The following is a 25,326-nucleotide window of genomic DNA, read 5'->3' as shown; positions in this document are numbered from 1 at the left end:
GAATGTTTCTGTTTCGTCCCTAAAAGGGACGTTCGGTTTTGGTCTCGCTCTGGAACGAGACACCATAGAATTTATAGGAGAATACTCAAATCATGCTAAGCAACCAAACATCTTCCCGTTTTCACAGTGTCGTTGGACTGAAGTTTGCGATTATCGCACTAACTTTGCTAATGAACATTTCAGCATTTGGAGCAGCCGGCTCGCGGCTTGATTTCCTTCACTCGACAACAGTGTTTCTTGGCTTAGATAGCGGTATTACCCCTGTTTTTTCGAATTCGCAGGAGACAGTGAATGAAAAGCGTGTTCTTGGAACTTCACTGTCCTCGTCGGCCGTAGCTGTAACGGTAACGTTGCCGGTCGTGAATGCGACGCCGGGAGTTGTAGTGATTCCGATAACAGTAGGAGATGTTACAGGTTTGGGAGTAATTTCTTTTGATTTCCAAATCGATTTCAATTCGGCCATCATTCAGCCAGCGTCACCCCCGACCGATGGCGTTGGTACGTTGAGCAGTTCGATGTCGATTACACCGAACTCTAATAATCCCGGCCATCTGATAATCTCAGCATTTCAGGGGGCATCACTAATTGGTTCCGGGACGTTGATTAATTTGAGATTCAATGTTGTAGGTACTGCAGGGCAGTCGACGGGTTTGGCGTTTGCAGATTATACGAATCCGCAGGGTGGCTTCCACCCGGCGTTTATGTTTAATGAGGGTGATCCGAAAGCGACGATAACCAACGGAAGCGTAACCATACCGGGCGGCTCAACACCTACAAATACTGCAACCAATACGCCGACAGCTGCCGCTACCTCGACATTTACGTCTACTCCTACGAATACTGCGACAAATACGCCGTCCAACACGGCCACTAATACGCCTACGAGAACGTCGACGAACACGCCGACAAGTACCGCAACAAACACGGCGACCCCAACAAATACGTCGACTGCGGGGGCAACTGCGACAAATACATCGACGAATACACCAACTGCAGCTGCGACAGCGACCTCGACGGGAACACCGAGTTGCGGAACGACGGCGAGCTACACGGGGCCTGCGGTTGCGATAACGGATAACGTACCTGCCGGAATAAACTTCACAATACCAGTGAGCGGAGTAGGAACGGTGTCAGACCTGAACTTCCGGTTTGATGGAACACAGAGTGCAGACCCTGCATCGACGACACCGGGACTGAACCATTCATGGGTTGGAGACATCGTGGTGAGGATAACTTCACCCGGCGGAACGACAGTAGCGGCGTATGACCGGCCTGGAGTACCAGCAACGACATTCGGATGTGCGAGCAACAACCTTGCACAGCTGACGCTGGATGACGATGGAGGCTTCCCATCGATCGAGACACAGTGCGGAGCGGACACGAATGCAGCATTCCCGACGGGAACGTTTGCACCGGACAATCCGCTGAGTGCGTTTGACGGCCAGAATGCTGACGGCAACTGGGTGATCAACATCAGCGACAACGCAGGCGGCGACACAGGTTCGGCGAGAGCATTCTCACTGGTCTTCGGCGGAGCATGCGGAACACCGACGGCAACGTCAACGGGAACGCCTGCGGCGACGGCAACATCAACATCGACAGTAGCTGCGACAGCAACAGCGACAGCAACGGCAACGCCGACGGGATCACCTAGCGGTGAGTTGTTGGTGATCGATGCGACGACAACTAATCGGATCACGATCACAGCGACGAGCGGCGTGTCTGCGGCGACGATCAGCGGCAGCACAACGACGGGCTTCTACTTCCAGAATATGTTCGCTAACGCAGGCACCTTCGTGTTCGGCACTACGACCCTGGTGAGCGGCAATCTGACGGCAGCCTCGGTGCCGACGGACAACACGCCGGCGCTGTTCCGTCTCAACAATACAGACCCGGGACTAAACGTATTTAGCTACTCGGCAACAGCAACAACAACCTTCACTGCCGGCCAGTTGGCATTCACGGGTGCGGGGACCTGGACGATCACCCCGGCAGCGTATGCGGCCCTGTTGACCGCCCCGGCTAGTGGCAACATATACTTCCCGGCGGATGATGCGGCTGACTTGCCCACCGCGGTGGTGCTCGGAACTTATCGAGTGATCCTACCCGGCGGAGCGACACCGACGGCAACGTCGACGGGAACGCCTGCAGCGACGGCAACTTCAACTGTTGCAGCAACAGCAACTTCTACATCAACGGCAGGGGCAACAGCGACGTCAACGGCAACGTGCGTACCAGCTGGAACGCCAGTGGTGCTTTACGACCAAAGCGGCAATGCGACAACACAGGGAACAGGTTCGCAGGACTTCGAGACAGCAAGTGACAGCTTCGATAACCGTACAGCGGATGACTTTGTTGTGCCTGTCGGACAGACATGGACGGTGCAGCGAGTGGTGGCTACTGGAATTTACTTCAATGGATTCGGTCCTGTGGACTCATTCAACGTAACATTCTACAACGATGCTGCAACGTTTCCAGGATCAGCAGTGGCAGGAGGAACCTTTACCGGGGCAACATATACAAACGCAGCAGACGTCTTTACTATCACACTGCCGTCGAACGTAGTGCTGACACCAGGAACGTATTGGGTTTCTGTACAGGCAAGAATGGACTTCACACCAGGCGGACAGTGGGGTTGGATAGACCGTGCGACGACAACTAACGCGGCAGCTGTATGGCAGAATCCGGGAGGCGGATTTAACATACCCGCATGTACGAGCTATGCGAGAAGAGGAGCGACGTGCGGCATTGATGCAGCAGCACCTGACCAGGTGTTCCAAATCGTAGGAACGACTGGCGGAGGCGGCGGATGTGCAACACCGACGGCAACCTCTACAGGCACGCCGGCCGCAACTGCAACCGCGACATCAACATCGACGGTAGCAGCAACGGCAACAGCAACCGGAACAGGAACACCGAGTTGCGGAACAACGGCCAGCTACACTGGCCCTGCGGTTGCGATAACAGACAACGTACCTGCTGGAACAAACTTCACGATACCAGTGAGCGGAGTAGGAACGGTGTCAGACCTGAACTTCCGGTTTGACGGAACACAGAGTGCAGACCCTGCATCGACGACACCGGGACTGAACCATTCATGGGTTGGAGATATCGTGGTGAGGATAACGTCACCGGGCGGAACGACAGTAGCGGCGTATGACCGGCCTGGAGTACCAGCAACAACATTCGGATGTGCGAGCAACAATCTTGCACAGTTGTCACTGGATGACGATGGCGGGCTGCCGTCGATCGAGACACAGTGCGGAACGGACACGAATGCAGCATTCCCGACGGGAACGTTTGCACCGAACAATCCGCTGAGTGCGTTTGACGGGCAGAATGCAAACGGCAACTGGGTGATCAACATCAGCGACAACGCAGGCGGCGACACAGGTTCGGCGAGAGCATTCTCACTGGTCTTCGGCGGAGCCTGCGGAACACCGACAGCAACGTCAACGGGAACGCCGCCGCCGACTTCGACAAATACGGCAACGGCGACAAATACGGCGACACCGACGGCGAGCCCATCGTGTACTCCTTCGGAGAGGGTCGCAGACGGCACATTCGAAGCTGGAACACCGTGGCCATTATGGACGGTGCAGACGTCGACGAATTTCGACACACCGATGTGCAACACAGCATTATGCGGAACAGGCGGCGGAGCAGCTCCACCGTTTGCGGGCGACAACTGGGCATGGTTCGGAGGAGTTCCGGCAGCAGAGACAGCGACGATGGGTCAGACTGTAACGATCCCTGCGGGTACAGCAACGCTGAGCTTCCAGATGAGGATCGGAACAGTGGTAGCACCGTTCACAGATACACTTGTCGTGACGATAGACGGAACCCAGATCGCAAGCTTTACGGAGCCTGCTACAGCGGAGGCGGCGTACACACTTAGGACATTCGACGTAAGTGCATTCGCCAATGGAGGCTCACACGCCCTGTTGTTCACATATACAGGCCCGACGACGGGAACGGCGAGCTTTACAGTGGATAACGTATCGATCACATCAGGCTGCGGACCGGTGGGAACACCGACGGCAACCGCGACGGGAAGTCCACAAGCTACAGCCACAGCAACGGCGACAGCGACCTCGACAGGAACACCGAGTTGCGGAACAACGGCCAGCTACACTGGCCCTGCGGTTGCGATAACAGACAACGTACCTGCTGGAACAAACTTCACGATACCAGTGAGCGGAGTAGGAACGGTGTCAGACCTGAACTTCCGGTTTGACGGAACACAGAGTGCAGACCCTGCATCGACGACACCGGGACTGAACCATTCATGGGTTGGAGATATCGTGGTGAGGATAACGTCACCAGGAGGAACGACAGTAGCAGCGTACGACCGTCCGGGAGTGCCTGCAACGACATTCGGATGTGCGAGCAACAACCTTGCACAACTGACGCTGGATGACGATGGAGGCTTCCCGTCGATCGAGACACAGTGCGGAACGGACACGAATGCAGCATTCCCGACGGGAACGTTTGCACCGAACAATCCGCTGAGTGCGTTTGACGGCCAGAATGCAAACGGCAACTGGGTGATCAACATCAGCGACAACGCAGGCGGCGACACAGGTTCGGCAAGAGCATTCTCACTGGTCTTCGGCGGAGCCTGCGGATCGCCTACTGCAACCTCGACGTCGACGTCGACACCTGCATCAACAGCGACGGCCACGGCTACCGGTACTCCTTCGGGAGGAGTGATTCAGTTTAGTTCTGCGACGTACACAGAAGATGAATCGCAGACCGCAACGATCACTATTACTAGAAGCGGCAGTACCACGGGAACTGATTCCACCTCGTTCTCAACCTCGAATGGAACAGCAACAGGCGGAGCGGCCTGTGTGGCAAACAGCGGCGTTGATTATGTCAGTGTGACCAATCAGACTGTTACGTTCAACCCGGGCGAAACGTCCAAGACGGTGAATGTTACAATCTGCCCAGATGGCATTACTGAACCTAATCAAACCGCTAATCTTTCATTGACGGGTGGAAATCTCGGGTCACCTTCGGCGGCTGTTTTGACGATCAATGATACGGCGACAACTTACAGAAATTCGCAGAGTATTGCGATCAATACAGGTGGTGCGGGTGCTCCATATCCTTCGAGTATTACGGTTGCGGGAGGTCCGCCCCTGGTAGGATCGATGCGAGTAACGATTTACGATTACTCAAACTCGATACCAGATAACACGGATGTCCTTTTGGTCAGCCCTAACGGCACTAAGTTCATTCTTATGGCTAACGCAGGCGGTTTGACACCGCAAGGTCCGGTCACGATCAACTTTACGGATACCGCTGGTCAGGTTCTTGCGGACAATGGTCCACTCAACACCGGAACGTTTGAACCGACTACCTATGGAGGTGCTTTAGCTAACTTCCCGGCACCGGCACCGGCTAATCCTTACAATCTACCGGGCGGCAGTATTAGCGGCACAGGAACGCAGACGCTGTTTGGCAACTTTGGAGGGACGGACTCTAACGGTACTTGGAGTCTCTATCTGAGAGACCGTTCGGTAGCCGGTGGTGGCGGTGCTATCGCTGGTGGCTGGGGACTTGAGTTCCTCGCGTCGACTGCGGCAAACGCCTCGATTTCAGGTCGTGTCATGACCGCAGATGGAGCGGGCATTCGGAATGCGAAGGTGGTTGTCACCGGAAACTCACTTGCTGAACCGCTCATCACATCGACCGGGTCGTTCGGCTGGTTCAACTTCGATGGTCTACGGACTGGAGAAACGTATGTTGTTACTATCAATTCGACGCGTTATACGTTTAGCACGCCGAGCCAAGTGGTAACCCTGGCGGACAATGTTAACAATGCGGACTTCATAGCAGATCCGCAAGAGTAACTGTGCCCCGCTCTACATAGGCGGGCTTATCAAAGGCACGAATAGGCATCACCTATTCGTGCCTTTTACTGTTGAGAAGGAAAGTGAGAGTCCCCTGTGACCGCATCTTCGGCATAAAGATAGTTGTAAAAAACAAAGTAAATAATCGGAAATGAGCCATTCGTCAAAATTAGTTCTTCCATACTGCGGTAGGCTGGTAGATCTGAGTGTTTGTAACGAAGAAGTTATCGAGTTGCAGACCCGGGCGAACAGGCTGCCGTCGATACATTTATCCAAACGAGAAATCTGTGATCTAGAACTACTAACGACAGGAGCATTTTCACCTCTTGACCGATTTATGGGAAAAGAGGATTTCGAGAAGTCAGTTCGTGATATGCGGTTAGACAATGGAATTATTTTCCCGCTTCCTGTTTCATTATCCGTTCCTGAAATCAGGAGTGTAAAACTTGATGCCGACATTGCCCTTCGCGATTCACGAAATGATCTTTTGGCAGTAATGACGGTTGAGGAGATATACGAATGGGATCATGCTGAATTTGCACGACTGGTTTTAGGAACTAATGATCTTAGACACCCTTTGATTTCTGAATTTCAACGTCGCGGAAATGTGAATATTTCCGGTAAACTGCGTGTTCCTGCACTCACTAAGCACTTTGATTTTCGAGATCTGCGTCTTACTCCACGGGAGGTGCGGTCAAGGCTTGACTGTCTCGGTAATGAGAATGTCGTTGCCTTTCAAACACGAAATCCGATGCACCGAGGACACGAAGAGATTTGCCGTCGAGCTATGTCCATTGCTGAGGCCACTTTATTGCTTCATCCTACTGTCGGACCGACTCGATCAGGTGATGTAGACCATTTCACGCGGGTTCGTACATATAAAGAAATGATCAGAAAATATTTTAGTGATGAGAAAGTTCTGCTTTCCTTGATCCCTCTTGCGATGAGAATGGCCGGACCTCGGGAGGCTGTTTTGCATATGATCGTTAGGCGCAATTATGGTGCTAATCACTTTATCGTCGGACGCGACCATGCTAGTCCGGGGCTTGATTCCAAAGGCAATCCGTTCTACGTTTCTACCGCAGCTCAGGAGCTCGCCACACAATTCAGTGAAGAAATTGGAATAAAAGTGCTAGCTTTTGACGAAATGGTCTACCTTCCTGAGGAAGATCGATACGAAGAAGTACCAAAGTTAAGAGGGAATCAAAGTTATCATTCTATGTCAGGCACACAGATCCGTGAAAAATATATTGGAGAAGGCCAAGAACCTCCTGACTGGTATATGCGGTCGGAAGTGGCCGAAATTTTATCGGAACCTTACCAGCAGGAAAATGGAATCTGTGTCTGGTTTACCGGACTGAGCGGAGCAGGGAAATCTACGATTGCCGAAATATTGACGAAATTACTAAATGACAATGGAAGAAAGGTAACACTTCTTGATGGAGATATGGTCAGAACTAATCTTTCAAAGGGACTAGGATTCAGCAAGGAAGATCGCGACCTGAATATTCTACGAATAGGTTTTGTCGCGGCTGAGGTCGTTAAGCATGGCGGCGTCGCGATCTGCGCGGCAATAAGTCCATATAAAGTAACTCGAAATGAAGTTCGGCAAATGTTTGCACCTGACAAATTTGTTGAAGTTTTTGTTGATACGCCTATTTCGGTATGTGAGCTGAGAGATGCCAAAGGGAACTATGCCAAGGCACGTCTAGGTGAGATAAGTAATTTTACCGGAATTAACGATCCATATGAAGTTCCGGAAGGTGCAGAGATCGTTCTTGATACCGTAAAATTCGAAGCAGTCGAAAATGCTCAAAGAGTATTGGATTACTTGAGTACAAAAGGCCTTACTTCTGGAAAGGTGCGACAATAGTTTTCGTCGAAATGCCCTATGACCACGGAGCGAAAGATCAATGTAAAGGTGCCTCCAGACGAGCAATCAACTCTTGAGCATATAAAGACAGAGATAGATCGCGGCATCGAGTTTATGAATAGCGGGCAGTTTGACCGCTCGATCCTTATTTTTAAGCAGCTTGTGCCAAAAGCAAACGTCAATCCCGCAACTTTTGACATTCTCCAGCACAACTTATTGACAGCCTATAAAAGACGAGTCGAACAATTGTTGGCGATCGAGGACGTGACCCCGGTCAACCGCTATTTGCCCGAGATCTTTGAATTGACACTCAAAGGAGATCTTTCCCGGGATCCTGAGTTCAGAGGAGGGTTTGCAGATGTCTTCAGGCAGCTAGGAGTGGTTTTCTATGAGAAGCGACAACATATTGCGGCATTGGCGTGTTTTCGAAAGGCAATTGCCATCCAACCTTGCCCTTCATATTATGTTGACGTTACTAACGCCCTTGCTTTCACCAAAGAACGGGCGCAGCTAAAAGATTACACACAAAATTATTCACAATCCGATCTCGGCCGGCATATTTTCATTACATGTGCTCCCAAAAGCGGCTCGACATTTTTGAAGAATGTGTTGATCGGTATTACAGGCTTTCGCGATCTTTTTACGGTTTATGCTGCGCTTCAAAACGAACACGAAATAGATATGCCGCAATTGGCGAAATTTGGCAATATTAACACCGTTACCCAGCAGCACGCGCGAGCTTCGGAAGCAAATATTCAACTCATGCAGGCCTTTCGGATAACGCCTGTGGTGCTCGTTAGGAACATCTTTGATACGGTAGTAAGTCTTTTGGATTTTTATCGCAGAGGTTTTACATTCAGCACTTTTTTCGACCGTGACGAATTTTTAGCGTTTGGAGAGGAGCAGCAGATAGACCTTCTTATTGAATACGTGATCCCTTGGTATTTTCAGTTTGTAGCGTCATGGCTACGCGCCGAACGAGACAACCGCCTTGAGGTTCATTGGTTAACCTACGAAGGTATGATCATGGACAAGATTGGCACAGTTGCTAATATTCTAACGAATCACGGTATTTCTGCACCGAAAAGTGAGATCGAAAAACAAATTGCTGTTGTAGAGGGAAATAGAGACAGAAATCGAATTAACAAGGGTGTTTCGGGGCGAGGCGACTCGGTCTTATCACTATCTCAGAAAAAAAGGATAGTGCGGCTGGGCAGACATTTTCCGAAGGCGGATTTTGGTTGTTTAGGATTATGATCTGGTATCGATACTCTTAATAATTGCCTCGGACTCGCAGTTCGATTGACGGGAGTCAGTAAAACTGTTATAAATCATTCAGAACAATTTAGTTTACAATTTGTGGCGCTTGAATTTACGTTGAATCTTTGGAACCAACGTGTAACGGAAATGGTATTTGCACGAACAGTTCTGGTTTGGCGATAGTTTTCGATGTTTGCTGTTTTGTCGGCAACTCGAAGAGTTGGGATTTCACTTAGGAAAACATCTGGGAGGGTTAGAAAGAATGTTAGGACGATCTAAAGCGGACGCTCGTAGGAGCCTTGTGTTGAGTTTGTTTGTTTTGGGGTTAGTAACCGCGATCATTGCGGTGCCCTATTACTATAGTACGATGGCGGCCGGCGAAAAAAGCGGTGGATTGATGACTCGCACTGTAAGCCAGGACGAGGGAATCGCCAAAATGTGGGACATCCGCGAAGAAACGGGAAACGAATACCGTGATGCATTAGCTGGGTTTCGCCAATCGGTGGGACGAACCGCTTCTGCCGTCGCTGACATTCGTGACGGTTTTGTTCGTGGCGAAGCGACATTCAAGCAAAACCATCCGACGGCACGGGTTGAGTACAACCTTGATATTCGAATACCCGAGGTCGTTACCCCAGACGTTCATCGATCTAACATTGAATGGCTGACAAGTCCCTCTTCTGCGAGGCGTCCCGAGATCCTTCGAAATTTTCTCAAGAGTAATCAAGACCTTTTTGGTGTCAATCAGGAGCAGATCAGTTCGCTAAAGACCGGTGCGGACTATACAAATCCTGACGGCAACATTTCATATGTTCGTCTCGAGCAGGAGATCAATGGAATTCCCGTTTTCCGAGGCGAAGTAAACGCCGGATTTACCAAGTCCGGTCAACTCATTCGTGTTATCAACAATCTGGCTCCGGCCGTTGATTATTCTCGCGTTTCCGCAAATTTCGGCGATCCTCTCGTAGCGGTAAAAAGCGGAGCGGAACATATCAATCATGAACTCCGCCCTTGGGACGTAACACGCAACAATGCTGAATCAACCGATCTCAAAGTCGTGTTTGGCAACGGCGACTGGGCAACCACCGCAGAGAAAATGTATTTCCCGACGGAGCCTGGCGTTGCGGTGCCTTCATGGAGAGTTCTGTTCTGGCGTCCGGTGAATGCTTATTATGTTATTGTTGAAGCTCAGAGCGGCGTTGTCTTATGGCACAAAAACATAGGGGACGATCAGACCCAAGCCGCAACCTATAATGTTTATACAAACCCGAACGCTTACATTAATGCTACAGATAGTGTTGCTCCTTTGTCGCCGTACATTTCGGTTCCGCCCAACGATCCGACAGTAGGCGCTCAGGGAGCGATACTCGCGCGTAACAACGTAACGCGGGTTGGCAATGAAGCCCCGTTTACTTTCAATAACAACGGCTGGGTTACGGATGGAACAAATATTACCGATGGTAATTCTAACCAAGCGGGCATAGACCGTGATGGAACGAATGGCGTTGATGCTCCACAAACCGGTACGCCAGATCGGGTGTTTTCGTCAACCTGGAATCCGCCGCCGGGATCCCCCGCACCTGGTGACGATCCCCTTACCGCTCAAGCTCAGCGAGGAGCTGTCATTCAGATGTTCTACTTAATGAACCTCTACCACGATGAATTGTATCTGCGGGGTTTTACTGAACAGGCACGCAATTTCCAACAGGACAACTTTGGTCGTGGAGGCGTAGCAAATGACCGCGTAAGTTCTGAAGGCCAGGACTCGAGTGGCACCAATAACGCAAATTTCAATACCCCCGCCGACGGCGGCCGTGGTCGTATGCAGATGTATTTGTGGACAGGGCCGACACCTGACCGAGATGGAACTGCTGATGGCGATATCGTTATTCATGAGGTCACACACGGAACTTCAAATCGTCTACATGGTAACGGAAGCGGTCTGGGCGTTCAGGGCGGAATGATGGGCGAAGGATGGGGCGATTTCTATGGAGCAACCATGCTCGCAGAACCCACGGACGACCCAAACGGCGTTTACGGTCTCGGCGGCCACCCGCTTCTTAGTTTAGCTTCCGGATTCACGTCCAACTATTTTTATGGCATCAGACGCTTTCCTACGGCAGTGATCGCATCTACCGGCGGTCCAAATCGTCCTGCCTGTAACAATGGCCCGTGTCCGTATAATCCGCTGACCTTCAAACATATCAACACAGGTTGTGATACAACACTCGGCACGACGACGACTGCGGTCACAAGTGCGTTCCCGAGAAATCCGGCTATCGCGACCTCGGGCAGTTGCAATCAGGTTCATAACGCGGGCGAGATATGGAAGAGTGCTCTATGGGAAGTCCGTGCACTCTTGATTTCACGAGTCGGATTCCAGGCGGGCACTACTAAAGTTCTCCAAATGGTAACCGACGGTATGAAATTATCGCCGATCAGCCCAAATATGCTTCAGGGCCGTGATGCGATCATCGCTGCCGCTGCTGCTCTTCCAAGAGCACCTGAGGCCGATGCCGATGCCGATGACGTTCGCGAAGGATTCAGACGCCGCGGTATGGGAAGAACAGCGAGCGTTCAGTCAGCCTCAGCTGTTACCGAATCATTTGAGGGTTACGCTCCCGACTTCAACGTTGCCGTCACACCCGCAAGCCAAGGCATCTGTGCGGGAACGAATGCAGTTTACACCGTTACCACGGAATCTTTAATGAATTTCACTGACCCCATCACGCTCAGTGCGACTGGTCAGCCGGCTGGAACAACAGTTACATTTTCTCCGAATCCTGTTACTCCCGGATCAAGCTCAACGATGACTTTGAGCAACACGGCTTCTGTGCCGACTGGCAGCAGTACCATTAATGTAGTGGGAACCTCTGGTGCTTTGGTTCATAATCAAAATGTTACCTTAGACGTTTCGAACGGTGCGGCCGCTGCTCCCGTATTGGTTTCACCGGCTAATGGCGGAGTTACAACCGGGTTGTCTCCGACTTTCACATGGAACGCGTCTCCGGGGGCAACTACATATGACATCCAGGTCGCTACTGATGCAGCATTTACTAATGTAATTGCATCTGCGACAGGTCTCACCGCAACGACGTGGACAACAAATGTTGCGTTAACTTCGGTCACTCAATACTTCTGGCGCGTGAGAGCCGTCAACCCATGCGGTGATGGTTCGTACTCGTCGGCTTCTGGCTTTACGACGCCGTGTGCACCCGCACCTTTTACGAATTCTGCGGCTATCCTAATTCCTGCGACCGGAACTGGGGCAACTACCGGAGCACCCTCAAATCCGTTTCCCTCAAACATTACGGTTTCAGGTCTATCCGGCACAGTTACAAAGTTAACGGTCACGCTTAATCAGATGACCCATACTTTCCCGGGAGACGTTGACGTATTGCTTGTCGGCCCGACCGGTGTGAAGTTCATCGTCTATTCAGACGCCCTCGGCACTCCTGATTGGACCGGTCAGACTTACACGTTTGATGATGATGCGGCGGCGATTGTTCCATCAACTGCTACCACTGCACCACCAACGGGATCATTCAGACCGACCAATTACACTACCGGAGATGCCTTCCCGGCTCCTGCACCTGCGTCACCGTTCCTTAATCCGGCGACTGCTGGAACGGATACTTTCGGTACAGCCTTTGGGGGTACCGATCCAAATGGAACTTGGAGCTTATATGTAGTAGATGATGCCGGCACTGACGTGGGCACGTTTGCCGGCGGCTGGACGTTAGGTATTGCTACGACTGCGGGATGCGTTGTCGGTTCGCCTACCGCGACTGCGACCGCTTCGCCAAGCTCGACGCCAACCTCGGCAGCAACGGCGACGTCAACGTCGACGGTAGCAGCAACGGCGACAGCGACCTCGACGGGAACACCGAGCTGCGGAACGACGGCGAGCTATACGGGACCTGCGGTTGCGATAACGGACAACGTACCTGCCGGAATAAACTTCACGATACCAGTGAGCGGAGTAGGAACGGTGTCAGACCTGAACTTCCGGTTTGACGGAACACAGAGTGCAGACCCTGCATCTACGACACCGGGACTGAACCATTCATGGGTTGGAGACATCGTGGTGAGGATAACGTCACCCGGAGGAACGACAGTAGCGGCGTATGACCGGCCTGGAGTACCAGCAACGACATTCGGATGTGCGAGCAACAACCTTGCACAGCTGACGCTGGATGACGATGGAGGCTTCCCGTCGATCGAGACACAGTGCGGAGCGGACACGAATGCAGCATTCCCGACGGGAACGTTTGCACCGAACAATCCGCTGAGTGCATTTGACGGCCAGAATGCTGACGGCAACTGGGTGATCAACATCAGCGACAACGCAGGCGGCGACACAGGATCGGCGAGAGCATTCTCACTGGTCTTCGGCGGAGCATGCGGAACACCGACGGCAACGTCAACGGGAACGCCTGCGGCGACGGCAACATCAACGTCGACAGTAGCCGCGACAGCAACAGCGACAGCAACGGCAACGCCGACGGGATCACCTAGCGGTGAGTTGTTAGTGATCGATGCGACGACAACTAATCGGATCACGATCACAGCGACGAGCGGCGTGTCTGCGGCGACGATCAGCGGCAGCACAACGACGGGCTTCTACTTCCAGAATATGTTCGCTAACGCAGGCACCTTCGTGTTCGGCACTACGACCCTGGTGAGCGGCAATCTGACGGCAGCCTCGGTGCCGACGGACAACACGCCGGCGCTGTTCCGTCTCAACAATACAGACCCGGGACTAAACGTATTTAGCTACTCGGCAACAGCAACAACAACCTTCACTGCCGGCCAGTTGGCATTCACGGGTGCGGGGACCTGGACGATCACCCCGGCAGCGTATGCGGCCCTGTTGACCGCCCCGGCTAGCGGCAACATATACTTCCCGGCGGATGATGCGGCTGACTTGCCCACCGCGGTGGTGCTCGGAACTTATCGAGTGATCCTACCCGGCGGAGCGACACCGACGGCAACGTCGACGGGAACGCCTGCAGCGACGGCAACATCAACGTCAACAAACACACCTGCAAATACTCCGACGGGAAACCCGACGTGTACACCCGGAGGCGTACTGTATGACAACGGCCCGCTAGTGACAAATCCGACGGGCGGAGTAGGAGGAGCACCGCTAAGTGCACTACAGACAGGGCTCGGGTTGAACATTCTTGGATTCGGGTCAACGACAACGGCTCCTGGAAATACGCTGGCAGATGATTTTGTGGTACCTGCGGGCGGATGGACGATCAATACGGTAACGCTGTACGGCTATCAGACGGGATCGGCTACGTCGCCTAGCACATTCAACACTGCACGAGTACAGATCTGGAACGGAGTTCCTGGTGCGGTTGGCAGCACGGTGGTGTTTGGCGATCTGACGACGAATCGCTTTGCATCATCGGCATGGAGCGGAGCATATCGAGCTACGGATGCAGCCCCGACAGGAGCAACAAGGCCGATAATGGCAACGATAGCAAATGTCGGCACAACACTTCCGGCCGGAACCTATTGGCTGGAATTCCAACTTGGCGGAACAGGAGCATCAGGCCCGTTCGTACCGCCGGTGAGCATTCTCGGACAGGTGAACAAGCCCGGATCGAACGCAGTTCAAGGCACGATAGGTGCTCCGACGACCTATGCCGCTGTGATCGACACGGGAACAGCCCTAGCGGCACAGGATATTCCGTTCATTCTCAACGGCGGCGGAGCCTGTGGAACACCGACGGCAACGTCGACGGGAACGCCTGCAGCAACAGCGACGTCAACGTCGACGGTAGCGGCAACGGCGACAGCGACCTCGACAGGAACACCGAGCTGCGGAACAACGGCCAGCTATACGGGACCTGCGGTTGCGATAACGGATAACGTACCTGCCGGAATAAACTTCACAATACCAGTGAGCGGAGTAGGAACGGTGTCAGACCTGAACTTCCGGTTTGACGGAACACAGAGTGCAGACCCTGCATCTACGACACCGGGACTGAACCATTCATGGGTTGGAGATATCGTGGTGAGGATAACTTCACCCGGCGGAACGACAGTGGCGGCGTATGACCGACCTGGAGTACCTGCAACGACATTCGGATGTGCGAGCAACAACCTTGCACAGCTGACGCTGGATGACGACGGCGGATTCCCGTCGATCGAGACACAGTGCGGAGCAGACACGAATGCAGCATTCCCGACGGGAACGTTTGCACCGAACAATCCGCTGAGTGCGTTTGACGGCCAGAATGCTGACGGCAACTGGGTGATCAACATCAGCGACAACGCAGGCGGCGACACAGGTTCGGCGAGAGCATTCTCACTGGTCTTCGGCGGAGCCTGCGGAACACCGACGGCAACCTCGACGTCGACGTCAACTCCGACGTCAACATCGACGACTGCTCCGACGGCAACCGCAACGAGTACGCCTTCCGGCGTTGCATCTGTTCAGTTCAGCTCGGCGACATACACCGAGGATGAATCACAGATCGCAACCATTACGCTGAACCGCACGGGTGATATTACCGGAACGACGACGGTGAACTTTGCGACGTCGAACGGAACAGCAACTGGCGGAGCATCGTGCACATCGGGAGTCGATTACATCAGCGTTGCTCAGGCAGTGACATTTAACCCGACCGATAGTTCGAAGACGGTAAATGTAACGATTTGCAGCGACACGCTTGTTGAACCTGTTCAGACGGTCAATATGACAATTACCGGTGCTGCAGTTGGTTCGCCAAGCTCGGCTGTCCTTAACATCAACGACGTAGCAAGTGCATTCCGCTCTGCGGGTGCAATGTGTACGACACTTGGACAACCGGCTTCGCTTTATCCGTCAACGATCACAGTTGCGGGTGGACCGTCCCAGATCGGATCGATCCGCGTAACGCTCTTTGACGTGGCACATCAGGTTCCTGACAGCATGGACTTCCTGCTGGTCGGACCGGGCGGACAGAAATTTGTCCTCGCGGCTGACTCAGGCGGCGTTCTTGATCTGGTGACACCTGTGACCTTGACGTTCGCAGATGCTGCCGGCCAGGTGCTTCCGAATTCGGCTGCACTGACAACCGGAGTATTTGAACCAACGACATGGGAGCCCGGACAGACGAACTTCCCGGCACCGGCACCTGCTGGACCTTACAGTGAACCGGGCAGCACGGTTGGTGGTACCGGAACTCAGACGTTGCTTGGCAACTATGGTTTGACCAACTCGAACGGCACATGGAGCCTCTATATGCGTGACGATGCAGGAAGCCTGTTCTCACCTGAGGCGATCACGGGCTGCGTGAACGGCGGATGGGGACTCGAGTTCCTCTCATCGACGGCGGCAAATGCGTCGATCTCAGGACGCGTATTGACGGCTGACGGCCTCGGCATTCGCAATGCTAAGGTTATTATCACCGGCGATTCGCTCATCGAGCCGATCGTTACTACGACGGGTTCGTTCGGCTACTTCACGTTCGACGGCCTTGGAACGGGTGCGACATATGTTGTGACGGTCAATTCACAGCGTTACACATTCAATACACCGAGCCAGGTGGTCAGCTTGATCGATAACGTTGTCAATATGGACTTCGTTGCCGATCCGGCAGAGTAGGCCATTGTTTACATTTGCCCCGCTCTTGAGGCGGGCATAGATAAAAGGCTGCGTGTAAAAACGCAGCCTTTTTGCGTCCCTGAGATTTTTCACCACAAAAACACGAAGATCACAAAGATAAACTATGATCGTGGGCAATTGCGCGTCCCAGAAATTGCAGTAGGGAATCCAGCCGCTATCGCTCCCGGTCTGACATGTGCGTCCCAAATATACTTTCAAAGATCATGCCGCGTCATGGCGGTTAATTCGTCGCGGTTGGCGACAGGATGAATTCTTGCGTCCCTGAGAAAATTTCAACGCTGAGTGCGCCGAGATCGCAGAGGCAGACAAAATAAAGAGCCTCCCTGAAGATCACGGAGAGCCGCGTCCCTGATTCGAAGATGATGCGGCTGTGAGATCGGTACTGTTTGCTGATGTTGCCGCAAAAGCGATCGACTTTGCTTTTTGGTGTGCGGCTTCTACCGTTTGATAACCTTTGCGTCCCTGAGGTGACAGATCGTAACCCAGCGACACCTCACCATCATCCGACAGATCATAGACCAGCGCCGGTTCGAGTTCGAGGCGGTCGGTCGGGTTCTCCATCTTCTTATAGACGAAGTCCGGGCCGAAGCGGCCTTCGATGAGTACGACACAAAATCCTTCGATGTGATCCACCCTAGCAAACTCGATCACGGAGCTTTGGATGAAGAGATGCGGGTGGCTGTTTGGTGTGATGTTTGGCGTTGTGCGGTTAAGACGATTCTTGTACATAGCCACAACTTAGCGCGAAAATCGGGTTTTTGGAATACCAATTTACACGATATGGCTTAACTTTCTCGATATGGCTGAACTTTCTCGATATGGCTTGATTTACACGAAAAGGCTTGATTTACACGATATACACGTAAAGACTTATCTTACAAGGATTTACAAGGTGTTGCATGAACCCGGATTCTATCGCTACCGGTTCTGAAACTGCGGAAAATTAAGGTTTTGGCAATGTAGATTTTGCGTTGGCAATTAGCTAATACTGCTTTGTTTTTACTATAATATTGGCTTCTAAAGGAAGAAAAACCGACCGTGTGACGTGCGTCACATTGAGGTTTTGGTGCGGGTTCGTACACTGTTACTCCGTCTAAATCAGGCGGCGTTAATGGTTCGATCACGGCATTTGATGCGGCCAAGATAGCTCAGTTTGTGACAGGTGCCACTACATTAACGGCTGCACAGCTTGCCGTTGCGGATGTCACCGCGTTTGGCGGCGTTACATCGTTTGACGCAGCTTTGATCGCTCGTTATGCGGCTGCACTCCCGCCGCCTAACGGCAACAGCGGAACCTGGTTCTTTACGCCGGCAAGCAACATGTACGCGTCCATAACGTCTGATATCACGGGCGAGGATTTTGCGGCTCTGCTGATGGGTGACGTTTCGGGTAACTGGGGCGATCCTTCGCCGTTCCGCGTTGGGTTTGGGCCGGAAAGGAGCACGGCTGTTTCGGCCGCCCGCATGGCAGCGAAGCCGGAAGGCGACATCCTTATTCCGGTTAGCATTCAAGGTGCGGCGGATAAGGGAATTATCGCTTATCAATTCGAACTCAGATACGATCCGGCTGTCATCCAGCCGCTGGAAAATACCGTCGATCTGGCAGGAACTGTCAGCCGCGGATTTGCAGCTGTGGTAAATGCCGATCAGCCCGGACTGTTGAGGGTCGTGGTCTATGGCCCGATCGAGATCGGCAGTAACGGAGTTCTGCTGAATCTGCGATTCACGGCGGTCGGTTATCCGGGATCGGTCTCGCCGCTCACGTGGGAAAGCATCTTGTTCAACGAGGGCGATCCGCGTGCGACGATGACGGACGGCCAGATCGAGATATCGAACTAGCCTCGATTGATAGCTGAGCTTTCGCTCATGCACATTATTAAGGGCGGTGCACTCATTATTGGTTGTACCGCCCTTTTTGATGATGTTGAATGTTTCGCACTTACTTACGTGCGAGCTTTTGCATAGGAATATATGTCAATTTACGAGAATTTACAGCCGATCGACCTGAATGAGATCGAGACTTACGAGCTGGCTTCGCGGCCGAGCAAGGTTACGTTCAAGGATTTTGCTTCGCCGGTGGCTGAGGGTGATTCGCTTGCGGATTTTCTCGGCAAACTGCCGAACATTCTTGCTGTACAGAGTTTGCGCGAGGTCTCGGCGCGAATTCGTCGGGCACGTGAACTTGGGAAACCGGTCATCTGGGGCATCGGGGGACACGTTGTTAAGACAGGCGTTTCGCCGTTGATCATCGATCTGATGCGGCGCGGATTTGTGACTGCCATCGCGTCGAACGGTTCTGTTTTGGTGCACGACTCCGAAATCGCGTTGGTTGGTTTTACGAGCGAGGATGTCGATGCGACTTTGGGTAAAGGCGATTTCGGCGCAGCGAAGGAAACCGGCGAACTGCTCAATTCTGCCGCGAAGGCCGGCCATCGCGACTCATTGGGGTTAGGGGAAGCGATGGGCAGGGAAGTGACGGCTTTACAACCTCCGCACGCCGATCTGTCGCTAATTTGTCAGGCCTATGAAGCGAAGGTGCCGTTCACCGCGCATCTCACAATAGGAGCCGATATTGGACACTTTCATGCGTCGTGCGACGGTGCGGCTCTGGGAGCGACGAGCCATACGGATTTCAAATTGTTTTGCTCGATAGTTAAAGAGATGAACGGCGGCGGCGTTTATTTGAATTACGGCTCGGCGGTAGTGATGCCTGAGATCTTTTTGAAGGCAGTCACCGTCGTCAGAAATCTTGGCCACGAGGTGCAGGACATCACGACAGCTAATTTTGACTTTGTGCAGCGATACCGTCCGATGACAAACGTCGTCCATCGTCCGACCGCAAACGGTGCCGGACGCGGTTTTTCGATCACAGGCCACCACGAACTTACTTTGCCTCTCCTTGCCGCTCAGATCATCTGCGGCAGTTAGATCGATACTTAGATGATTAGCGGCATTTGACTCATTGGACACGGAAGACTATTCTTATTGAAAGTGAATTTCAATTGCAAATAATAAAAATATGATAATGAAAAAACTGAAAGAAGCGACTCGTGAGCTGCATGAGCAGACGGAGACGACGGTCGATATTATGAACCGCATGTTCTCGCTTGATGACTATACACGGCTGCTCGAGAAATTTTACAGATTTTACTCTGCGATCGAACCAAAGATCGCGGCTGCGGACCTTGGAGGGTTCGGATTGGATTTCGACAAGCGTCGGAAGACCTCCTTGCTGGAAAATGATCTGAAAAACGTCAACGGTAAAACCGATATGGCGGAATGGACAGATCTTCCGGCTGTTGATTCGGCTGCGCAGGCATTTGGATGTTTGTATGTGCTTGAGGGCGCGACATTGGGCGGGCAGGTTATCACGCGGCACTTGAAAGAGCATCTTAAATTGACGTCTGAAAACGGCGGCAGTTTTTTTAATAGTTATGGCGCCGAGGTCGGCCCGATGTGGAAGGCTTTTGGTGAAGCGACAACTAAATTTGCGGAAGAGAACAATGATGACGAAACGATCATTGATGCCGCGAAGGGAACTTTTGACAGCTTTCGACGATGTATGGCCGAAACGCAGCAAGCGGTCGTTTAATCCATACCAATACAATGGCCGAGTATTGTAAAAATTCGCAACCAACGACCATATGTGTGACATTTCTCGCAACAACCACACATAAAGGTCAATTAATTAGCCACTTTTGCTTCGGTATGGTCATTGCTTTAGAAAATGTCGTTGAGGTGTGCCGTCATACGTAATTTTGGTTAAAAACCTGCAAGGTCAACTTATCGTCTTTTGTTTAGGAGTTTTTGATTATGTTTAGTTCACGTTTCTTTGCACTTATACTTACTGTGGTTTTGTTTTCGGCTGGGCTCAGTGCCCAACAGTCCGCGAGTGGGACAAGTCTGAGTATCGAAGTTAAGGACACGAATGGTGCAGTTGTTTCCGGTGCCAGCCTGACGCTAACGGGTCCGAAAGGCGCCGCACGTAATTCTGTAACCGACTTGACCGGAAAATTCAGCTTTGAGGATCTTACCGAAGGAGAATATCGCATCAAGGTCGAGGTTCCCGGTTTTCCTACGGTTTTACGCAACGTCACGGTCACAGCAGGTAACGCTAATCAGTCGGAGATCCCGCTTCAACTAGGTGCGATCTTAGAAAGCGTCACTGTCACCGCGACGCGAACTCAAGTCACCTCAGAAGAAACTGCAGTGCCTGTGAGCGTAATTGGCCGCGAAGAGATCGAACGCAAGGCCATCAACACGACCGGCGATATCTTTCGAACTCTGCCTGGCTCATCGACGGTTAACGAAGGCGCATTTCAGGTTAGGCCGCGTATTCGCGGGCTCGACAGTAATCGGGTTTTGATACTCGTGGACGGCGAAAGGCTGAATAACAGCCGCACTTCCACGGGGCAGTCGGGTGTCGAAGGAGGTTTGGTCGAGGTTTCGCAGATCGAAAGTATCGAGGTTGCTCGCGGCAGTGGTTCGGTGCTTTACGGGACAGATGCTCTTGGCGGGACGATAAATATTATTACTCGCGACACTCCTTCGAGACGCGATAGCGGTTTTCGATTCGGCGGAGTTTTGAATACCTTTTACACTTCGAATGAGAACGGACGACGAGGCAATATTGCTCTGACCGGTGCGGGAAAGCACGTTGCATTTCGCGTGGCGCAGTCGCTTGAGCGATTTGAAAACTATTGGACAGGCACGCCGGACAGTGAATTTCTTCAAGACCTTCGAGATCAGGGAGTCGGCATTACAGACGATGGCGAAGTGCTAAATTCGCAATCGCACGCGGGCAATACGCAGGCGACGTTGAGATTTTTCCTGGACGATAAAAAGGCGCTTCGTTTCAACTACGAACGCCGTCGCGGTGCGGACATCGGGTCTGCCGGGCTCGTAGGAACATTCAACGCATTTTTCCCGTTCTCAAATCGCGACAAGATCAATGCCCGCTACGACGCCGTGGCACTAACGCGAAATCTACAGCGTTTGTCGATCAGCGGTTATTATCAAACCCAGTTTCGCAATTTTACAAACGTTCTGACCGTGCCGCCTGCACCGCCGTTCTTTCCGGGACTTTATCAGTTCAGCGAAACGGTGACGAATACGCAAACGTCAGGGCTTGATCTGCAGACTGACTGGACGTTTGGAGGGCGTAACAGTTTAACTGCTGGAGCGAGTTTCTTCCGCGATGAGAACGATGACAGTCGGCTCGTGATCTCGGCATCGACGCCGACATCAACGACTAGAAGGGTCAGCACAACGAAGAGTGTGCCGGATGCCAGCCTGGAAAATGTTGCGGCGTTCGCTCAAGATGAATTTCGAGTTACGGATCGATTCAAACTTGTCGGTGGAGTGCGAGTTGATAATTTTAAGACTGCCGCACAGCCGACGATCGGTTTTGCTCTGCCGCCATTGACGGCGGGACAGATCGAAGACCTGAATATCGGGTCACTTGCGTCGGGTATCAACACGACGCGGACTTCGGTGACGGGTGATTTTGGCGGGATTTTCAGATTGACGAACGACATCAGCATTTCGAGCCGCATCGGGCGGTCGTTCCGCACACCGAATATCTTTGAACTTTTCTTTACGGATAGAGGTTCGATCAGCAACATCTACGTTGTCGGAAATGCCGATCTGAAACCGGAAACCGGTACCAACTTTGATGCGAGCGTCAAGATCCGCAGAACACACTTTTCCGGATCGGCAACATACTTTAGAAACTCCTACAAGGATTTTTTGAATACAGTTGCGGCGACAGACAGAAACGGCGACTTCATATTCCTTAGCCAGCCCGGACCGGCTGTTCAGGTATATCAGACGCGGAACGTTGATCGTGCGCGGATCCAAGGCTTTGAAGTTGAATTTGAAGCTCCGTTCAAGATCAGCCTCGGCTATCTCACGCCGAACGGAAACTTCAGCTATCTGCGTGGAGACGATCTTGATAATAATGTTCCGCTCGATGTAATCAGCCCGTTCCGAACCAATATCGGCGTTCGTTGGAACAATTACGGCAAGTCATATTTCTTTGACTACTATGCGCGTATCGTTGCGGAACAAACACGGCTTTCACCGACATTTTTGCTGCCGGTCAATCAAGGCGGAAACGGCGGGCCGGAAAAGGGTTTCACGACGCACAATGTCAGCGGCGGCTATTATTTCCGTCGTGAGAGACACAACTTTAATATCAACTTTGGCGTTTCAAATATTGCTAATCGAGCTTACAGCGAGCAATTCGTGTTTGCTCCGGCCCGCGGAAGGGCGTTCACAATAGGAACAACTTGGGAGATTCGATGATAAAAAAAGGCTCCGAAAAAATTCGGAGCCTTTCAATTTGGTTATATTATTAGCGGTTAGTTTTTAGTTGCGACAAATGGCATTGACCCCATGCCCGGCATGTCAAGCATTCCCGAAAGTTTTCCACCTTCCACTTTACCGGTGATCTTTATCTCCATCGTTTGGCCTTGGAACTCAGTTTTCATAACGCCGGTAAAGTTACTTCCACTAACTTTGCCAGCTTCAATTGTGCCCGGGCCAAGGTGCGAACTCGTCGAGCCGCTAAAATTAGCCCCTTTTTGAGCAATATCCAGACCTACTGGTATCGCCTGTTCACCAGCGGTTACAACCATCGCCCATTTTCCCGTGAGATCAGTGGCGGGAGCAGCGGACATATCTTTTGGCTGTTCTACAATAACATTCTTAGGATCGATTGTGATCTCGCCGAGGCGTTTGGTGACTTCAGGGGTCATGCTTTCCTGAAATCGTCCGCCGAGGAATTTGGCAAGGAACTTTTCACTGGCGGCAAACATCGCCATATTGTTGACAGGGCGTGCAAAGCCGTGGCCTTCGTCATCAGCGAGCAGATATTGAACCGGATAGTTTCGGTCGCGAAGAGCAACTACCATCTGATCGGCCTCACGTTTTTTGACACGGGGGTCGTTTGCTCCCTGGACGATCATTAACGGCGTTTTGATCTTATCAACTGAGAAGAGCGGTGATTGACGCTTGATCTGAGCGGCACCCTCGGGAGTATTGGGATCGCCCATGCGTTTGTAAAACGTCACACGCCCTGCCTCCCAATATGGAGGGATCGATTCGAGTAATGTTTTCAGGCTAGACGGGGCAACAATAGCTACTGCCGCCGCATAAAGGTCCGGCGTAAATGTCACGCCTGCCAGAGTTGCATAGCCGCCGTAACTGCCGCCCATGATGCCGACTTTTTTCGGATCGGCAATGCCTTGATCTACGAGATGTTTGACGCCCCAAGTAATGTCGTCCTGCATTTTGTCGCCCCACTGCAGATTACCTGCGTCGAGAAACTTCTTGCCGTAACCTGTCGAGCCGCGGAAATTTGGTGACAGCACAGCATAGCCACGATTAGCAAGGAACTGTGCAAAGCTGCTGTAGCCCCACGCATCGCGTGCCCAGGGACCGCCGTGGGGAACAACGACAAGCGGCAAATTCTTTTCCGGTAAGCCTTTTGGAAGCGTTAGATACGCGGGAATTTCTAATCCGTCCGAACTTTTGTAACGGATAGGCTTCATCGGTGAAAGGGAAGAACGCGGCAATTTCTCACGAGCGGTGTAAAGCGTTGTAAGATTTTTTGTTTTGCGGTCAAATATCCAAACTGTTCCGGGATCGACGTCGCTATTGGTCGATACTATGAACTTGGTCTCATCTTTGGTACTCGAAACAAAATTGATCTCGCGATCGCCGACCTGTTTCTTGATATAGTTGTAATCTTTCTCGTAATTCTTGTCTTTCCAATAGATACGAGTCTTATCGTCCTGATATGCGGTGGCGACAATTTGTTTGGAAACCCTTGAGAACGACGCATTTCCAAAATCTACTCGGCCAAGAGGATCCTGTTCAACCAATTCTTCCTTTCCGGTTTCCGGATCGAAAAGAACGAGCTGGATCAGATCGCGGTCACCTTTGTTTGTGATCGCATAGACGCGTTTATCGTCTTTGGTAAACCGCACCGCACCACACGTTTCAAAAACTCCACATGTGTAAACTACCGTAAATTTATCACCATCAACTTTTAGTATCTCTGTGGTGCCGTCCGGCAGAGCACGGCTGGCCATTCGCGCCTTGCCGGCATTGTCGAATACCCAACCTGTTAATCGGTCTTTATTTTCCCGCAGTAGAGTTTTTGTGCCCGTCGAGATCTGCACCTTGTAAAGATCGTGCCATGACTTATCACGGTCGTTTATGCCGATGTAGATCGTATCAGGATCGGACTCGGGCACATCATAAATAAATGTGCGAACGCCTTTTGCGTTGGTCAGATTTTTCGGAGCCGGAACCTCGGAACCTGCTGCCGGAGCAGCAGCGGGATCGACAGCGAAAACGTTGTAATTTTCATCACCGTCATTGTCCTTTGTAAAAAGGATGTATTTGCCGTCCTGACTCCAAAAATAGCCTGAGATAGGGCGTTTGGTTTCCGCCGTTAGCGGACGCGCCTTTTCAAAAGGCTCGTCAAAGCCTTTGACCCAAACATTTCGCACATCCTTTAACGGGCGGATGAACGATATATATTTGCCGTCAGGTGATATCTGGGCACCCGAATATTCCGGATTGCCAAAGAATAGCTCACGGTCAATCAGAGGAGGCTGTTGAGCGAAGCCTGATGCCGTGAAAATCGATATAGATAGAAGCAGTGTCGAGAAGATCAGTGATATTTTCATAATATTAGTCAC

At 52.0% G+C, this 25,326-nt stretch carries 10 protein-coding genes; 8 read left to right on the top strand and 2 right to left on the bottom strand.

Annotation, left to right across the window (positions count from 1 at the left end; genetic code table 11):
• Positions 1 to 170: 170 nt before the first annotated feature.
• The 4 genes from IPL32_01120 to IPL32_01105 all read left to right on the top strand — a co-directional run bounded on the left by IPL32_01120 (position 171) and on the right by IPL32_01105 (position 16,594).
• A complete protein-coding gene (locus tag IPL32_01120; protein ID MBK8464407.1) occupies positions 171 to 5,858 on the top strand; it encodes a proprotein convertase P-domain-containing protein in 5,688 nt (1,895 codons plus the stop codon).
• 151 nt (positions 5,859 to 6,009) lie between these two features.
• Complete coding sequence (locus IPL32_01115) at positions 6,010 to 7,731, top strand: bifunctional sulfate adenylyltransferase/adenylylsulfate kinase (GenBank protein ID MBK8464406.1); 1,722 nt, start codon at positions 6,010 to 6,012, stop codon at positions 7,729 to 7,731.
• Between the two features lie 18 nt (positions 7,732 to 7,749).
• Positions 7,750 to 8,988: a sulfotransferase domain-containing protein gene (locus tag IPL32_01110; protein ID MBK8464405.1), complete on the top strand. Its 1,239-nt coding sequence runs from the start codon at positions 7,750 to 7,752 to the stop codon at positions 8,986 to 8,988.
• Between the two features lie 265 nt (positions 8,989 to 9,253).
• Positions 9,254 to 16,594 carry a M36 family metallopeptidase gene (locus IPL32_01105; protein MBK8464404.1) on the top strand — a complete coding sequence of 2,447 codons (7,341 nt, stop codon included), beginning with the start codon at positions 9,254 to 9,256 and terminating at the stop codon, positions 16,592 to 16,594.
• A 351-nt stretch (positions 16,595 to 16,945) separates the two neighbouring features.
• Here the strand turns inward: IPL32_01105 and IPL32_01100 are convergent, their stop codons facing one another.
• On the bottom strand, positions 16,946 to 17,344 hold the full coding sequence (locus tag IPL32_01100) for a hypothetical protein (protein MBK8464403.1): 399 nt from the start codon (positions 17,342 to 17,344) through the stop codon (positions 16,946 to 16,948).
• A 426-nt stretch (positions 17,345 to 17,770) separates the two neighbouring features.
• Here IPL32_01100 and IPL32_01095 point away from each other — a divergent pair, with 426 nt between their 5' ends.
• The 4 genes from IPL32_01095 to IPL32_01080 all read left to right on the top strand — a co-directional run bounded on the left by IPL32_01095 (position 17,771) and on the right by IPL32_01080 (position 22,921).
• Positions 17,771 to 18,454 (top strand): hypothetical protein, encoded by a 684-nt coding sequence (locus IPL32_01095; GenBank protein ID MBK8464402.1) that lies wholly within the window; start codon positions 17,771 to 17,773, stop codon positions 18,452 to 18,454.
• Positions 18,455 to 18,586: 132 nt separating this feature from the next.
• Entirely contained in the window at positions 18,587 to 19,543 is a 957-nt protein-coding gene (locus tag IPL32_01090; protein MBK8464401.1) for a hypothetical protein, read from the top strand.
• Between the two features lie 97 nt (positions 19,544 to 19,640).
• Complete coding sequence (locus IPL32_01085; protein MBK8464400.1) at positions 19,641 to 20,207, top strand: biliverdin-producing heme oxygenase; 567 nt, start codon at positions 19,641 to 19,643, stop codon at positions 20,205 to 20,207.
• 221 nt (positions 20,208 to 20,428) lie between these two features.
• Positions 20,429 to 22,921, top strand: coding sequence for a TonB-dependent receptor (locus tag IPL32_01080; protein ID MBK8464399.1), 2,493 nt, complete (start codon positions 20,429 to 20,431; stop codon positions 22,919 to 22,921).
• A 56-nt stretch (positions 22,922 to 22,977) separates the two neighbouring features.
• On the opposite strand, the gene IPL32_01075 is transcribed toward IPL32_01080, so the two are convergent.
• On the bottom strand, positions 22,978 to 25,314 hold the full coding sequence (locus IPL32_01075; GenBank protein MBK8464398.1) for a S9 family peptidase: 2,337 nt from the start codon (positions 25,312 to 25,314) through the stop codon (positions 22,978 to 22,980).
• Positions 25,315 to 25,326: the final 12 nt, after the last annotated feature.

The sequence above is a fragment of the Chloracidobacterium sp. genome, from assembly GCA_016711345.1.
Classification (GTDB): Bacteria; Acidobacteriota; Blastocatellia; order Pyrinomonadales; family Pyrinomonadaceae; genus OLB17.
This window is presented reverse-complemented; position numbering and strand designations above follow the sequence as displayed.